12 protein-coding genes and 1 tRNA gene are annotated in these 15522 nt (G+C 69.1%); 11 read left to right on the top strand and 2 right to left on the bottom strand.

Features of this window, described 5'->3' with window-relative positions; genetic code table 11:
• Positions 1-236: 236 nt before the first annotated feature.
• The 7 genes from DPM19_RS11995 to DPM19_RS11970 all read left to right on the top strand — a co-directional run bounded on the left by DPM19_RS11995 (position 237) and on the right by DPM19_RS11970 (position 7357).
• On the top strand, positions 237-758 hold the full coding sequence (locus DPM19_RS11995) for a peptidase inhibitor family I36 protein (protein WP_111866221.1): 522 nt from the start codon (positions 237-239) through the stop codon (positions 756-758).
• A 39-nt stretch (positions 759-797) separates the two neighbouring features.
• The gene (locus DPM19_RS11990) at positions 798-2213 is read left to right on the top strand and encodes a NucA/NucB deoxyribonuclease domain-containing protein (protein ID WP_146778826.1); all 1416 of its coding nucleotides are present in this window, start codon (positions 798-800) and stop codon (positions 2211-2213) included.
• Positions 2214-2324: 111 nt separating this feature from the next.
• Positions 2325-2993: a hypothetical protein gene (locus DPM19_RS11985; RefSeq protein WP_111866216.1), complete on the top strand. Its 669-nt coding sequence runs from the start codon at positions 2325-2327 to the stop codon at positions 2991-2993.
• Positions 2994-3450: 457 nt separating this feature from the next.
• Positions 3451-4122, top strand: a complete 672-nt coding sequence (locus DPM19_RS35215; protein ID WP_158566766.1) for a hypothetical protein — start codon at positions 3451-3453, stop codon at positions 4120-4122.
• A complete protein-coding gene (locus DPM19_RS11975; protein WP_111866210.1) occupies positions 4119-5000 on the top strand; it encodes a TRM11 family SAM-dependent methyltransferase in 882 nt (293 codons plus the stop codon). Before DPM19_RS35215 ends, DPM19_RS11975 begins: the two co-directional genes overlap by 4 nt.
• Positions 5001-5382: 382 nt before the next feature.
• The gene (locus tag DPM19_RS35210) at positions 5383-5538 is read left to right on the top strand and encodes a hypothetical protein (protein ID WP_158566765.1); all 156 of its coding nucleotides are present in this window, start codon (positions 5383-5385) and stop codon (positions 5536-5538) included.
• A 34-nt stretch (positions 5539-5572) separates the two neighbouring features.
• Complete coding sequence (locus DPM19_RS11970; protein ID WP_325050218.1) at positions 5573-7357, top strand: recombinase family protein; 1785 nt, start codon at positions 5573-5575, stop codon at positions 7355-7357.
• On the opposite strand, the gene DPM19_RS11965 is transcribed toward DPM19_RS11970, so the two are convergent.
• Positions 7323-7407, bottom strand: a tRNA-Leu gene (locus DPM19_RS11965). The genes DPM19_RS11970 and DPM19_RS11965 overlap by 35 nt on opposite strands.
• 132 nt (positions 7408-7539) lie before the next feature.
• Between DPM19_RS11965 and DPM19_RS11960 the strand changes: the two genes are divergently transcribed.
• On the top strand, positions 7540-8850 hold the full coding sequence (locus DPM19_RS11960; RefSeq protein ID WP_111866415.1) for a M20/M25/M40 family metallo-hydrolase: 1311 nt from the start codon (positions 7540-7542) through the stop codon (positions 8848-8850).
• A 129-nt stretch (positions 8851-8979) separates the two neighbouring features.
• Here the strand turns inward: DPM19_RS11960 and DPM19_RS11955 are convergent, their stop codons facing one another.
• The gene (locus DPM19_RS11955; RefSeq protein ID WP_111866207.1) at positions 8980-9165 is read right to left on the bottom strand and encodes a DUF5703 family protein; all 186 of its coding nucleotides are present in this window, start codon (positions 9163-9165) and stop codon (positions 8980-8982) included.
• A 207-nt stretch (positions 9166-9372) separates the two neighbouring features.
• Here DPM19_RS11955 and topA point away from each other — a divergent pair, with 207 nt between their 5' ends.
• The 3 genes from topA (at position 9373) to DPM19_RS11940 (ending at position 15507) form a co-directional block, all read left to right on the top strand.
• Positions 9373-12021, top strand: coding sequence for a type I DNA topoisomerase (gene topA, locus DPM19_RS11950; protein WP_111866204.1), 2649 nt, complete (start codon positions 9373-9375; stop codon positions 12019-12021).
• A gap of 48 nt (positions 12022-12069) precedes the next feature.
• Positions 12070-14109 (top strand): dTMP kinase, encoded by a 2040-nt coding sequence (gene tmk / locus DPM19_RS11945; protein ID WP_111866201.1) that lies wholly within the window; start codon positions 12070-12072, stop codon positions 14107-14109.
• 231 nt (positions 14110-14340) lie between these two features.
• On the top strand, positions 14341-15507 hold the full coding sequence (locus DPM19_RS11940; protein WP_111866199.1) for a DNA polymerase III subunit delta': 1167 nt from the start codon (positions 14341-14343) through the stop codon (positions 15505-15507).
• Positions 15508-15522 lie beyond the last annotated feature (15 nt).

Raw genomic sequence — 15522 nt, 5'->3', positions numbered from 1 at the left:
AAACAGATGATGTCAAGTTTTCTGACTGAAATTAGGTGGCTACATAGTGTCGCCGTTCGGGCCTTGGCCAGCAGTAGTAAGCAGCAAAGGTTGCAGTCCGCAGATTTGATGCCACATCCGGACTGGACGAAAGGCTTGTCGGGGACGGTTATGGCCCAAATGATGATCGGGTACCTGCCTGGCCTGACGGTCCGCTCCCAGCAGGCTGGCGCACTCCCGACCCAAGGAGGAGGGGCATGCGCCCCATCAGGGCCATCACCCGCACCGCCATCGCTCGCACCGCAGTGACCTGTGCTGTTGTCATTTCAGTGGGTGCTGCCATGTCCACCACCGCGCACGCCGGCACACCCGACGGGGAGGTGCAGCGCCAGGTCGCCACTCAGATTGCCGCCCATGGCGGCACTCAGACCGGACCGGGGGAAATCACCTACCGCAACGGCGCCGTAAAGCTGATCATCCCATCGGCAAGACAAGCCGCCACCTGTCCCGGCGGCTGGTACTGCTTCTTCCAGTACTCCAACTACCGCGGCCGGATGCTGCAATTTCAGGACTGTGGCGGGGACCAGTTCCTCGGCGATTACGGATTCCGGAACTACACCACGTCCTGGCAGAACCACACCGGTCACACCGTCGAGGTCTTCGACGAAGACGTACAGCCGTGGAAATTGCTGTGGACAGAGCATCCCACCACCGAGGCGGTCAGCGTCGGCACCGAGGCCGACAACAGGGCCGACTTCTTCACCACCTACTGCGCTTAACCACTTGCTGCCCCACGCCCCCACCCCGGAAGGGACAGTGTGAAGCTCTCGAAATCTCGAGTCGTCGTCGGCGCGGCCGTTGTGGTCCTGCTGGCCTTCCTCGCCCTCATCCCGACGCCCGCCACCGCTCAGGACGATAGGTTCGCTGCGTTCCGAGGAGCAAAACCCACTCCGCCGCCCTCACTGGCGGACCTGCGGGCCCGCGAGAAGCGGCACACCTACGAAGTCGACATGAGCCAGGTCACCACCGGGAGAACGATGGCGCCCTCGGTTGCGACATGGCGAGATGAGTGCCTCGCCCACGAGATCGAGGACACCGATGTCGGCTGGGTCCGAGATCGAGCCCACTTCTGCAACCACAAAAACAACCTCATGCTCTCGGTGATGGATAACGGGACCGGACGTCCCGGCGTCGTCTGGTTCGACTGGCTGGTCTACGCCACCGGCAGCGTCGGCAGCGGCAGCCAGCGGACGCTCACCATCCACCAGGAGTTGCTGAACGTCGAGGTCGACGACGAATTCCCGATATCAGAATCCACGCCCGTGACCGTGCAGGTGATTTGCTCGGTGCAGACCCCACAACCGGTCAAGCCGGGTGCGTGCAATGCCGCCGACCCCGTCACCAAGACCATAGACGACTGGGAAGACGAGCCCTACGTGACGCAGGCCCTGTGGTCGCAGGAACTCAGCCCCGAAGACCAGACGCCCACCGGTGAGGGACAAGAGAACGTCGTCATGGTGGGCTTCACACCGCAGGTCACCCTGTTCAGCCCCGCCATCGCCAAAAACAAGCGGCAAACCCCGACTACCAGCGCCGACCCCCCGTTCATCGGGGTGCAGTCCTTCAATGCCTACGGGCGGTTCGACTCGGCGCAGTACCTCAGCACCCACAGAGGCGCGATCTTCCGGGGGGTCGTGCCGCACCTCAGCTACGACCCCACTAAACCCCGGGTCAAGGAACTGGCCGAGCACATCGCGGAAGCATGTGACCTCGACCGGGTCAACAACACCTTCCCGCCGTACACCGGCGGGGACAAGTTCATCCCCGGGTGCGACATCAACAACCTGCTGCACCGTCTCACACCCGCCAAGGGCGGTAAGAACACCGAACGTTACGACGCCAACAGCAACGCCAAGGACCGCAACTGCAACGCCGGTACCCCCTCGACCCCGTCAACGGGAAGCAAGGATTGCGACGAGTTCCCCTTCGCCTCCACCTACGAGGGCGCCGCCGCATCGGAGCGGCCCGCCAGCGAGTTCTACGGAGGCGTCGAACCCAACCAGTTCTCGATCAAGAGAATCAACTCGACGCAGAACCAGAACGGCGGACGGGACCTGAACACCTGGTACAACAACGACCGGATCCTGGACTGGGCGTCAGGCGGCAGCTGCCCGGTCTGCGCTGATGGGAGATTGCGCGACGGCTTCTGGGTCCGCATCGGCCCGACCAGCTGACACGCCCGCCGACTACGCCCGCCGGGTCCCGTGCTGGGGCCCGGCGGGCACTGCCTCGTGGTGTCATGACAATGAACCGACCAGAGCCCGCCTCGTGAGAAGAAGATCCACATGAGCTCCCTGCTGGATGCGGCGACGCGGTACGTCCGCCCCGACCACCGGATGGTCGGGATCGCCGATGCCGTCGCCGCAACCGCCCAGGAATCCGTCGTGCCCGGAGAGGATTTCCTCGGAGTCAACCCCAACGAGATCCTCATCGCCACGGGCCAGGACGGGATGGACGTCCACCTCCGGCTGGAAGCCTGGGACGGCCCGCCCCCACCGCCCCGAGACCACGAACTCAGCGAGACGACCGGCATCGACCTGCCCACCGGACAGGTCTGCATCGACCTGACCCTGCGCGGCTGGATCCCCGAGGTCCTGGAGTTGCCTCCCGGCCATTACCAGGCCCGGATCACGGCATGGGACCGCACACGGATCAAGGACCTCTACTGGGAGGTCGGCAGCCGCACCGGATTCGACCCCGGCAACACCGAGTTCGCAGCCCTGCGCGCCGGCTCCCACGGACACCAGCGGTACCTGGTCCAGCTGTGGAAACTCGGTGACATCAACCCCGAGCCCGCCCAGCCGGAAGAACCCGAAGCCGAAGACACCATGGGCACCACCACAGCCCCCGCCCCCAGAAGAAGGTCGGCCACACGACCCCAGCAACCCCTCCCAGCACCCCCGCCTTCACTGGACGACATGCTGGAACGCGAACGCAAGCACCCCCGGCAGTGACCCTCAGATCAGCCGCCCGTACGGGCCTGCACGGTCTTCACCACCGGATTCGTGCCAGAGCCGCCGGCTGAACAAACCCGCCCATGCCGCGGGGGGGAAGCCCACATTCTCGGGACCGTGCTGCTTACCGCGTTCGACTGAATCTTTGCACCCGCCCACGTTCCAGATCTTGGAGGTCGAGCGGTGTTTTACGGGTGCATGGGGATCGGGTGGCCGTCTCGGGTTCACCCAGTCGATGAACACACCTTCCTGTCCGGACGCTCCTGGTCCGGGTCGTCGCGGTCCTGGTACCGGTGCGAAGGTCCGGCGGTTGCTGCCGCTGACCGTGTGGCTGTGCTCGGACACGGCCGACGAGAGTGGGCCGGAGAAGAGCAGCCGGGTTTGCTCACGTCACCGGCATGCCGTGGGCGCGGAGTTGGCCCGGCATCTGATCACGTCCTGTACCGGCGAAGGGGACTTGGTCGTTGAGGCGTTCACCACCGGTGAGGCGACCTTGCGTGCGGCTGCCGAACTGGGTCGGCAGGCGATCGCCTGTGTGCCCAGCCATCCCCTCGTGCGGCACATCCTCGTCCGCTTGGGCGCGGCCCTGCCCAAGGAGAAGCTGACTGGGTTGGCGATGCGGCCCTGCCGCCCGGACCAGATGGTCCGTGGGCTGTCCGACCGGCTCGGGGAAGTGAGCCTCGTCGTGGCCGAGCCACCGCGGTACGAGATCGGCGGACGGGCGGCCCAGGACGTCACCAACGGCCGGTGCCCGGCGTGCGAGGTCAGTGCGGGGATGTTGACCGACGAGCGGCTGGCCGGGTTCTTGGCCGCCTCGTGGCGGGTGCTGCGCCCCGGAGGGCATCTGGCGGTCATCACGACGGCGCGGTACGAGAACGGCCGTCTGGTCAACCCGTCTCCCCGCATCGTTCAGCGGGCCAGCGCCCTGGGGTTCCGCTACGTCCAGCACGTCATCGCCCTGCGGGTACCGGTCGAAGGCGACGTGCTGGTCGTCCAGGCCGGTCCGGAGGGGATGGGGCAGCTGCGCGATGTCCGCTCCCGGGCGGTCCCACCGGCCGCCCGGGTGCACGCTGATGTGTGCCTGTTCACCAAACCCGGTGCACGTCCTGGCCGGGACGGTGGCCGGTGAACCCCATCACGCCGGCCGAGGTGCCGGTATCGGTGTGGGCGACGGGGCAGAAGCCCTCGCAGGTGCAGCGCAGGGGCCGGTATCTGCCGGAGTCGATGAAGCACCCGGGCAAGATGCTGCCCGCCATCGCCGCACGGACGATCGCCACCTACACCCGGACCGGGGAGTACGTGCTCGATCCGATGTGCGGGATCGGCACCACCCTGGTCGAGGCCGCCCACCTGGGCCGCAACGGCATCGGCGTGGAGTACGAGCGGCGCTGGGCGCAGATGGCCGCCGCGAACCTGCACCTGGCCCATCGTCAGGGTGCTACCGGGTCCGGGCTGGTCATCGGCGGGGACTCCCGCCGCATCATCCGCCTGGTGCCCGAGCAGGTCCGTGGCCGGATCGCGCTGGTGCTCACCTCTCCGCCGTACGGGTCCTCCACCCATGGGCACGTGTGCTCCACCCGTGACTCCGGTGAAGACGGTGTGACCAAGCAGAACAACCGCTACTCCACCGACCGCGACAATCTCGCCCACCGGCGGCTGCCCGACTTGCTGGAGGGTTTCGGGCAGATCCTCGACGGGTGCGCCGAACTGCTGGTACCGGGAGGCGTCGTCGCCGTCACGGTGCGCCCGATCCGGGTGAAGGGCGAACTGATCGACCTGCCCGGCCAGGTGGTCCAGACGGCCGAAAGATCCGGGCTGGTGCTCGTTGATCAGCTGGTCGCTTTGCTGTGCGGGCTGCGGGATGGGCGGCTGGTCAACCGGGCCTCGTTCTTCCAGAAGCTCGAGGCCCGCCGCGCCCGCGACAGGGGCGTTCCCGCCTGCGCCACCGCCCATGAAGATCTGCTGATCTTCCACCGGGCGTGCGACCTGCCGGGGAGCCCGCGATGAACCACCATCCCACCGGCCGCCGGACCTGGCCCCCCTGCTCGCCGACCGCGGGCAGAGTCGCCGAGCTGCTGGCCTGGTTGCAACTCGACACCTGCCCGGCATGCGGACTCATCCGGTACTTCAGCCGCCGCGAAGCCCGCCATGCCGCCTGGCTGCGCCCCCACCGATGCGCGAGGTTCTGGCACCTGGACGGCCCAGGCGGTCACCGGCGAGGCGTCAGTGTGCTCATCGGAGCTGTAGAGGCCCGGTTCGGTGAGGGCCGTGGCCTTGACTGGACAGCCCGAGTCGAGCGTGCATATGGCGACCGTTGGTACCCGGCCGCACAACACGTCCGGCCGGATGACCGGCGGCGGTGGGGTGCCGTCCCACCTCGGAGCCAGAGGTGATCGCAAGGCGCAGGAAGCTGCGCCTGGTCGTACCGGAGGAGCCGCCCCTGCTCACTCCCGGTGTGGCCAGAGCGCTGCTGACCATCCTGCTCAAAGCAGCCGCCGGCCCTGCCAAGGCCATCGACCAGACAACAGAAGGGATCACGAAGTGAGCGATTTCAAGGCTCTCTTCCATGACCGGGTCACATGGGATCCGGGGCTGAAGTACCCGGCATCGACCGGCTCCTGGTTGCGAGGTTCAGGCCCTCAGCCGCAGACGATCGCCGGGGACGACCACTGGCAGCGGGGAGGGCGGCGATGACGCGTTTCGCCTTCTACGGGCGGGTGTCCACCGAGGACAACCAGGACCCGGAGGCTTCCCGGTCATGGCAGCTTCGGCGGGCCCGAGCGCTGATCGAGTCGCGCGGCGGCGAGATTGTGGCCGAGTTCTTCGACGTCGACAAGTCACGGTCGATTCCCTGGGCGCGCCGGCCATATGCCTCGGCGTTGATCGAGGAGCTCAAGAACCCGGGCCGGGACTTCGACGCGGTGGTGATCGGGGAGCCGCACCGGGCCTTCTACGGCAACCAGTACTCCCTGACGTTCCCGCTGTTCGAACATTTCGCCGTACCGCTGTGGGTGCCCGAGGTCGGCGGGCCGATCGATCCGGCCAACGAGGCCCACGACATGATCATGGGCGTGTTCGGCGGCCTCTCCAAGGGAGAACGTAACCGGGTCAAGATCCGGGTCCGTGCCGCTATGAGCGCCATCACCGCGACCGAAGGCCGCTACCTCGGCGGTCGGCCGCCCTACGGATACGAACTGCAAGACGTCGGACCGCACCCCAACCCCGCCAAGGCCGCCGACGGTAAACGCCTGCGCCGTCTGGTCGCCCACCCGGTCCACTCGCTGGTAGTCCAGTGGATCTTCGCCCAGTTCATCGGCGGCCGGGGCCTGTTCGACATCGCCGAAGACCTCACCCGCCAAGGCATCCCCTCCCCATCGGCCAGCGACCCCACCCGTAACCGGCACCGCTGCCAGATCGCCTGGTCCAAGAGCGCCGTGCGGGTCATCATCACCAACCCGCGCTATACCGGCCACCAGGTGTGGAACAAACAGCGCAAGGACGAGGTCCTGCTGGACGTCAACGACGTCGCCCTCGGCCACACGACCAAGATGCGCTGGAACGACCGCGACTCGTGGATCTGGTCCGAAGACAAGGTCCACGACGGGCTGGTGAGCACCGAGGACTTCGAACGCACGCAACAGACCCTGGCCTCTCGCGGACGAGGCCCGGCCGCCCACAAACCGCATCGCACCCGCCGCCCGTACGCCTTCCGAGGCTGCCTGTACTGCGGCTACTGCGAACGCAAGATGCAAGGGAACTGGAACAACCGGCAGGCCTACTACCGGTGCCGGTTCCCCGAGGAGTACGCCCTCGCCAACAAGATCGACCACCCCAAGGTCGTCTACCTACGCGAAGCCGAGATCATCCAGGACATCGACGCCTGGCTACTGACGGCCTTCGGCCCCGGCCGCATCGACGCGACCCTCCAAGCGTTGGCCGCCCAAGCACCGGCCTTCGCGGACACCGCCACGGCCGACCTGCGCAAGCAACTCACCCAGTGCGACCACAAACTCAACCAGTACCGGGCCGCCCTCGACGCCGGAGCCGACCCAAAGGAAGTCACCACCTGGATCAACGACATCAAGCAAAAACGCGCCCAAATCGAAGACAACCTGCGCACCGCCGCCCCACGCGGCCAACAACCGTCCCACCAGGACATCGCCGACCTGCTGCACCAGATCGGCGACCTCACGGCAGCGATCGCCGGAGCCGATCCCGACGACAAGGCCGACCTGTACCGGCAAATCGGCCTGAAAATGACCTACTACCCGCAAAAACAACTAGTGGAGGCCCGGGTGATCCCCGACCCCCACATGTGCAAATGGTTTGTGTCCGAGGGGGGACTTGAACCCCCATGCCCTTAACGGGCACTAGCACCTCAAGCTAGCGCGTCTGCCTATTCCGCCACCCGGACTTGCGTGCGCGCTTCAGCGCGCTGCGGCGGCCCCACCATACCAAAGCTGCCGACTCGCGGCGAAGTCGATCGCACGGCACGATGGTGCAGGTACGGGCGGGCGAGGCCGCCCCGGGAGCAAGGGTGATCACCATGGCCGACCGGATCACGGCAGAGGACGAGGTCGTACGGCTCTGCCAGGAGCTCATCCGCATCGATACGAGCAACCCTGGAGATCATTCGGGACCGGGCGAGCGGGTGGCGGCCGAGTACGTCGCCGAGCAGTTGGCCGAAGTCGGCCTGGAGGCGCGGCTCTTCGAGTCCCACCCCGGCCGCACCAGCCTGGTCGCCCGGATCGAGGGTGAGGACCGGAGCCGGGACGCCCTCCTGCTGCACGGCCACCTCGACGTCGTCCCGGCCCGGGCCGCCGACTGGGCGCACGACCCGTTCGGCGGCGAGATCGCCGACGGTTGTGTGTGGGGGCGCGGTGCCGTCGACATGAAGGACATGGACGCGATGATCCTCGCGGTCGTCCGCCAGCGGCTGCGGGAGGGGCGCCGGCCGCCGCGGGACGTCGTCCTGGCCTTCCTCGCGGATGAGGAGGCCGGTGGTTACTGGGGCGCGCAGTGGCTGGTCGCCGAGCACCCCGAGCTGTTCGAGGGCTGCACCGAGGCGGTCGGTGAGGTGGGCGGCTTCAGTCTGACCGTCCCGGGCGACCGGCGGCTGTACCTGATCGAGACCGCGGAGAAGGGCATCGCCTGGATGAACCTGACCGCGAGCGGCACCGCCGGCCACGGCTCCATGGTGCACCCGGACAACGCGGTCACGGCGCTGGCGGAGGCCGTTGCCCGGCTGGGCCGGCACGAGTTCCCGATCCGGCTGACCAAGACCGTGCGCGCCTTCCTGGAGCGGGCCTGCGAGGCGTACGGCGTCGAGTTCGACCCGGACGACCCGGAGCGGTGCCTGACGGAGCTGGGCCCGCTCGCCCGCATGATCGGCGCCACCCTGCGCAACACCCTCAACCCCACCCGGCTGGACGCCGGCTACAAGACCAACGTGATCCCGCAGGAGGCCACCGCGCAGGTCGACGGCAGGTTCCTGCCGGGCTACGGGGAGGAGTTCCTGGCGACCGTCGACGAACTGCTCGGCCCGGATGTCACCCGCGACTTCGTCCACCACGACGACGCGATCGAGTACGACTACGAGGGCGCGCTGGTGGACGCCATGGAGCAGTCCCTGGCCGCCGAGGACCCGGGCGCGCTGCCGGTGCCGTACTGCCTGTCGGGCGGCACGGACGCCAAGGCGTTCGCCCGGCTGGGCATGCGCTGCTACGGCTTCGCGCCGCTGCGGTTGCCCGCGGACCTGGACTTCTCCGGCATGTTCCATGGCGTGGACGAGCGGGTCCCGGTGGACGGCCTCCGCTTCGGCGCGCGGGTGCTCGACCGCTTCCTCGACCTGGCCTGAAACGGTCGTTCCGGGAACGGCGACCCGGCGTCCTCCAGCGCCCGGACGGCCTGCGTGCGCGGCTCTCGGGCCGTCCCGGGCGCCGGGCGCGGCGGATCGACGGGTGCCGGGCCGCTGCTACCATCCGGCTCAGAAGGTGCGCCGCTGCCTGATGATCCTCTTGCGCAGCTGGATTCTCCGGCTACCGTCGGGGAAGAGACGCAGCCGGTGTAGTTCCCAGCCGCCGTACTCGGCATGCTCGGTCATGACCTGTCGGGCGACGTCCCGGGTCGTGCCGCGGGGGAGCCGCAGAACCATGTAGGTGTACTCCGCCATTACAAGCCATTATGTCCTGGTTAACGCGGCAGGGGGAGACCTAGCTGTATGCCCGTCGTCCACGAGAACCGCGGGGACGTGTCATCCTGTCGGGGGTTCGGGAACACGGGGCACGAGAACGGCGTCCTAAAAGCTTGGAGTACGACGGCGCGCAGCGCGCCCTGACGGGTCATGTGAGCGAGTAGAGACAGCGAGGTTGGAGCGACCGTGGCGGCCAACAACGGCACCCGCCTGGTGATCGTCGAGTCGCCAGCGAAGGCGAAGACGATCGCCGGCTACCTGGGGCGCGGCTACGTGGTGGAATCCAGTATCGGCCACATCCGGGATCTGCCCGGCAGCGCCAGCGAGGTTCCCGCCAAGTTCAAGGGCGAGGCGTGGGCCAAGCTCGGTGTGAACGTCGACCGCGGTTTCGAGCCGTTGTACGTCGTCAACAGCGACAAGAAGCAGCAGGTCGCCAAGCTCAAGAAGCTCCTCGCCGAGGCCGACGAGCTGTACCTCGCGACGGACGAGGACCGCGAGGGCGAGGCGATCGCCTGGCATCTGCGCGAGGTCCTCAAGCCCCAGGTCCCGGTCAAGCGGATGGTCTTCAACGAGATCACCCGCGACGCCATCCGGGCCGCCGCCGAGAACCCGCGCGAGCTCAACCTGCGGCTGGTCGACGCCCAGGAGACCCGGCGCATCCTCGACCGGCTGTACGGCTACGAGGTCAGCCCGGTGCTGTGGAAGAAGGTCATGCCGAAGCTGTCGGCGGGCCGCGTCCAGTCGGTGGCCACCCGGCTGGTCGTCGAGCGCGAGCGTGAGCGCATCGCGTTCGTCGTCGCGCACTACTGGGACATCGAGGCCGACTTCGACACCGGCAAGGCCGACGGCGTCTTCACCGCGAACCTGGTCGGGGTGGACGGCAAGCGGGTGGCGCAGGGCCGTGACTTCGCCTCCGACGGCACGCTGAAGACCAAGGGCGCGCTGCACCTGGACGAGACGGCCGCCCGGGAACTCGCCGCCCGGCTGGAGAACCGCCCGTACGCGGTCAAGTCGGTCGAGCGCAAGCCCTACACCCGCAAGCCGTACCCGCCGTTCCGCACCACCACGCTGCAGCAGGAGGCCAGCCGCAAGCTGGGCTACTCCGCCAAGTACACGATGAGCGTGGCGCAGAAGCTGTACGAGAACGGCTTCATCACCTACATGCGAACCGACAGCATCACCCTGTCGGAGACCGCGATCGCCGCCGCCCGCGCCCAGGCCACCACCCTGTACGGCGCCCAGTACGTCCCGGACAAGCCGCGGGTGTACACCAGCAAGGTGAAGAACGCCCAGGAGGCGCACGAGGCGATCCGTCCCGCCGGTGACAGTTTCCGCACCCCGGGTGAGACCGGCCTGCGGGGCGACCAGTTCAAGCTGTACGAGCTGATCTGGAAGCGCACGATCGCCAGCCAGATGAAGGACGCCACCGGCCAGTCGGTCTCGGTCCGGGTGACCGGCACGTCCACCCGGGGAGAGGAGGCCGAGTTCGCCGCCTCCGGCAAGACGATCACCTTCTACGGCTTCCTCAAGGCGTACGTCGAGGGCGCCGACGACCCGGCGACCGACCGCGACGACCAGGAGCGGCGGCTGCCCGCGCTGGAGGAGGACGACGCGCTGGCCGCGCTGCGCGTCGAGGCGCAGGGCCACTCCACCCGCCCACCGGCCCGCTACACCGAGGCCAGCCTGGTCAAGGAGCTCGAAGACCGCGAGATCGGCCGCCCGTCCACCTACGCGTCGATCATCGGCACGATCCTCGACCGGGGGTACGTGTTCAAGAAGGGCACCGCGCTGGTGCCGTCCTTCCTGGCGTTCGCCGTGGTCAACCTGCTGGAGCAGCACTTCGGCAACCTGGTCGACTACGACTTCACCTCCCAGATGGAGGACGGGCTCGACGGCATCGCCCGGGGTGAGGCCGAGCGGGTGCGCTGGCTGCACCGCTTCTACTTCGGCGACGAGGGCGAGGAGGGCCTGAAGGACCTGGTCGGCGACCTCGGCGACATCGACGCCAAGGAGATCAGCTCGTTCCCGGTCAAGGGCACCGACATCGTGATCCGGGTCGGCCGCTACGGCACCTACCTGGACCGGGACGGCGCGCGGGTCAACGTCCCCGAGAACCTCGCCCCGGACGAGCTGACCGCCGAGAAGGCCGAGGAGCTGTTCGCGCAGCCCAGCGGCGACCGCGAGCTGGGCCGCGACCCGGAGACCGGCCACCTGATCGTGGCGAAGTCGGGCCGGTTCGGGCCGTACGTGACCGAGGTGCTGCCCGAGCCGCCCGAGGGCGAGAAGAAGACACGGAAGAAGCCCGCCGCGCCCAAGCCGCGCACCGGCTCGCTGTTCAAGTCGATGTCGCTGGACACGATCACGCTGGAGGACGCGCTCAAGCTGCTGTCGCTGCCGCGCACCCTCGGCGAGCTCGACGGCCAGCCGGTGACCGCACAGAACGGCCGGTTCGGCCCGTACGTGAAGAAGGGCACCGACAGCCGCTCGCTCGGCGCGGAGGAGGAGCTCTTCACGGTCACCCTGGAGCAGGCCAAGGAGCTGCTGGCCCAGCCCAAGCAGCGCGGCCGGGGCCGGGCCGCCGCCGCCCCGCCGCTGCGTGAGCTGGGCGAGGACCCCGCCAGCGGCAAGCCGGTGGTGGTCAAGGAGGGCCGGTTCGGGCCGTACGTCACCGACGGTGAGACCAATGCCAGTCTGCGCAAGGGCGACGAGGTGGAGTCCATAACGATTCAGCGCGCGGCCGAGCTGCTGGCCGAGCGCCGCGAGAAGGTCGCCGCAGGTGGCGGTAAGAAAAAGGCCACCACCACGCGACGGCGGACTGCCAAGTCGGGTTCATGATGGGGAACTCCGCTCTGTGAGGACACCAGCGCCGATACTCTGACCAACATGACGAGAACGGGCACGGCGGAACCGCCTGGTGTGCTGTCGATCAAACCGTTCAGGCGACTGTGGATCGCTCTCTCGCTGTCCAGCCTGGGCGACTGGCTGAGCATCCTCGCGCTCACCGCGCTGGCCAGCTCGATCACCATGGGCTCCGGCTTCCAGGCGCAGTCCTACGCGGTCGGCGGCGTCCTCATCGTCAAGATGCTGCCCGCGGTGCTCCTCGGGCCGCTGGCGGGAGCGGTGGCCGACCGGTTCGACCGGCGGCTGACCATGGTGATCGTCGACCTGGTGCGGTTCGGGCTGTTCGTGTCCATCCCGCTGGTGGGCACGCTGCCATGGCTGTTCGTGGCGACGTTCCTGGTCGAGTGCGTCACCCTGTTCTGGCTGCCGGCCAAGGACGCCACGGTGCCCAACCTGGTGCCCCGGGAGCGGCTGGAGCGGGCCAACCAGCTCAGCCTGCTCAGCACCTACGGGTCCGCGCCGGTCGCGGCCGGGCTGTTCTCGGTGCTGGCGCTGATCTCCAACGCGCTGCTGGCGCAGGACCACCGGGCCGACCTGGCGCTGTACTTCAACGCGGTGACCTTCCTGATCTCAGCGATCACGATCTACACGCTGAAGGAGATCCCCAGGCACGACCGGCAGCACGTCTCGGTGCCGTCGGTGTTCCGGCAGATCACCGAGGGCTGGCGGTTCGTCGGCCGCACCCGGCTGGTCCGCGGCCTGGTCATCGGCATGATCGGCGCGTTCGCCGCGGGCGGCGCCGTGATCGGCGTGGCCCGGATGTACGTCGAGGCGCTACGCGGCGGCGACGCCGCCTACGGGGCGGTCTTCGGCGCGGTCTTCCTCGGCATGGCCGTCGGCATCTTCCTCGGCCCGCGGATGCTGCGCGGGTTCAGCCGCAGCCGGCTGTTCGGCCTGTCGATCATCGGCGCGGCGTTCGCGCTGGTCCTGATCGCGGTGATCACCAACCTGCCCGTCGTGGTCGTCCTCACCACCTTCCTCGGCGCCGGCGCCGGCATCGCCTGGGTCACCGGCTACACCCTGGTCGGCAGCGAGGTCGAGGACGAGGTCCGCGGCCGGACCTTCGCCTTCCTCCAGTCGCTCGTCCGGATAGTGTTGCTGGTGGTGCTGGCGGTGACGCCGCTGGCGGCCGGGGTGATCGGCGCGCACGAGTTCGATCTCGGCGAGGTGTCGTACCGGTTCGACGGCATCAACGTGGTGCTGCTGGCCGCCGCACTGGTGGCCCTGATCACCGGCGTGATCGCATACCGGCAGATGGACGACCGCCGTGGCGTCCCCCTGAGCCGCGACCTGATGGGAGCGCTGACAGGGGTGCCCTACGAGCCCGAACCGCCGGCGCGGCCCCGCTCCCCCGGCCTGTTCCTGGCCTTCGAGGGCGGCGAGGGCGCCGGCAAGACCACCCAGGCCCGGCTGGCCGCGATCTGGCTGCGCGACCAGGGCTTCGACGTGGTGTCCACCAACGAACCCGGGGCCACCAAGGTCGGGATGCGGCTGCGCGCGATCCTCCTCGACCGGGAGAGCGCCGGCCTGTCCGCCCGCGCCGAGACCATGCTGTACGCGGCGGACCGCGCCGACCACGTCGCCAACGTGATCCGGCCCGCCCTGGAACGCGGCGCGATCGTGGTCACCGACCGCTACATCGACTCCTCACTGGCCTACCAGGGATACGGGCGGCAACTGCCCGTCGAGGAGATCGCCAAGGTGAACGAGTGGGCCACCGCGAACCTCGTGCCCGACCTGACGATCCTGCTGGACATCCCGCCGGAGGCCGGGTTCGACCGGTTCGCCTACCCCGCCGACCGGATGGAGTCCGAGCCGCGCGACTTCCACGACCGGGTACGGCGCGGCTTCCGCACCCTCGCGGCGGCCGAACCCGACCGCTACCTGGTGGTGGACGCGAGCCGCTCCCAGACCGACATCAGCCGCGAGATCCAGGACCGCATCCGCCAGATCCTCCCCGACCCCGTCCCGGCCCAGTCCGAGGACGTGACGAGCACCTTCCCCGCCATCAGAGACGCGTAGTTTGCTGTGTTTGCTTGGCGCTCGTTCCTCGCGCTTGTCGCGGCGCCTTCGGCGCGCCGTCTTCCCTCGTCGCGGTGAAGATCGCTCGTTCCTCACGATCTTCACCGCTCCTCAGTCCAGACGGCGCGGGCGCCGCTCCCTTTTCGCCTCGCTTCGCATCGGCACCTGAGCTCTGACCGCCTCGCTTCGCATCGGCGGCGAGCCAAGCCCACAGGCCCTAGCCTGGTCGGCATGGGTGTGTACGACGAGCTGGTGGGGCAGAGGCCGGTCGTCGCGCAGTTGCGGACGGCCACCGAGGCTGCTGCGGCGGCGTTGGCGGGTGGGTCGGGCGGGGGGATGACCCACGCGTGGCTGTTCACCGGGCCGCCCGGGTCGGGGCGGTCGGCGGCCGCTCGGGCGTTCGCCGCCGCGCTCCAGTGCCGTGAGACGCCCGCGGGGTGCGGGCACTGTGCGGACTGCCATCAGGTGTTGCAGGGGACGCATGCCGATCTGGAGGTGGTGCGGCCGTCAGGGTTGTCGTACTCGGTGCGGGCCACCCGTGAGCTGATCCTGCGGGCGGCGTCCTCGCCGAGTGGTGGGCGGTGGCAGGTCGTGCTGTTCGAGGACGCCGACCGGGCCACCGAGGCCGCCGCCAACGCCCTGCTCAAGGCGATCGAGGAGCCCCCGCCGCGCACCGTCTGGCTGCTGTGCGCGCCGTCCCCGGACGACCTGGTGATGACCATCCGGTCCCGCTGCCGGCTGGTCACGTTGCGCACCCCGCCCGCGGGGGCGATCGCCGAGGTGCTCACGGCCCGGGACGGTGTCGAACCCGAGGCCGCCGTGGCGGCGGCCCGCGCCGCGCAGGGGCACATCGGGCGGGCCCGCCGGCTGGCCACCGACGCGGAGGCGCGGCGGCGCCGGGCCGAGGTGCTCGGCGTGCCGGGCCGGGTCGGCACGGTCGGGGCCGCGGTGGCCGCCGCGGCGGCGCTGGTCGCGACGGCCGACGCGGACGCCAAGGCGACCACCGAGGAACTGGACGAGCCCGAGACCGCCGCGCTGCGCCAGGCGCTGGGCGAGAACGCCAAGGGGCGGATGCCGCGCGGCACGGCCGGCGCGCTCAAGGAGTTGGAGAGCCAGCAGAAGTCGCGGGCCACCCGGGTCAAGCGTGACTCCCTCGACCTGGCGTTGCTGGACCTGGCCTCGTACTACCGCGACGTGCTGACCCTGCAACTCGGCGCGCCCGTCGACCTGGTCAACGGCGACCGGGGCGCCGAACTGCGCACCGCCGCGGCGGCCGGCCCGCCCGAGGCCACCCTGCGCCGGCTGGAGGCGATCATGCAGTGCCGCGAGCGCCTCAACGCCAACGTGAACCCGCTGCTGGCGGTGGAGGCCCTCGCGGTGGCCCTCGGCGCCCGCTGAGGCAGGATGGGCGGC

The organism is Actinomadura craniellae (assembly GCF_003289645.1).
GTDB lineage: Bacteria > Actinomycetota > Actinomycetes > Streptosporangiales > Streptosporangiaceae > Actinomadura_D > Actinomadura_D craniellae.
The sequence above is the reverse complement of the archived record's forward strand: the minus strand, read 5'-3'. Positions and strand labels throughout refer to the sequence as shown.

What these genes read in the sequence shown, in the direction of transcription:
- DPM19_RS11955 (WP_111866207.1), bottom strand. Translation starts at nt 9,165, where the DNA reads ATGGCGGAGTACACCTACATGGTTCTGCGGCTCCCCCGCGGCACGACC.
- DPM19_RS11960 (WP_111866415.1), top strand. Translation starts at nt 7,540, where the DNA reads ATGGCCGACCGGATCACGGCAGAGGACGAGGTCGTACGGCTCTGCCAG.
- DPM19_RS11985 (WP_111866216.1), top strand. Translation starts at nt 2,325, where the DNA reads ATGAGCTCCCTGCTGGATGCGGCGACGCGGTACGTCCGCCCCGACCAC.
- DPM19_RS11995 (WP_111866221.1), top strand. Translation starts at nt 237, where the DNA reads ATGCGCCCCATCAGGGCCATCACCCGCACCGCCATCGCTCGCACCGCA.
- DPM19_RS11970 (WP_325050218.1), top strand. Translation starts at nt 5,573, where the DNA reads ATGGGATCCGGGGCTGAAGTACCCGGCATCGACCGGCTCCTGGTTGCG.
- tmk (WP_111866201.1), top strand. Translation starts at nt 12,070, where the DNA reads ATGACGAGAACGGGCACGGCGGAACCGCCTGGTGTGCTGTCGATCAAA.
- DPM19_RS11940 (WP_111866199.1), top strand. Translation starts at nt 14,341, where the DNA reads ATGGGTGTGTACGACGAGCTGGTGGGGCAGAGGCCGGTCGTCGCGCAG.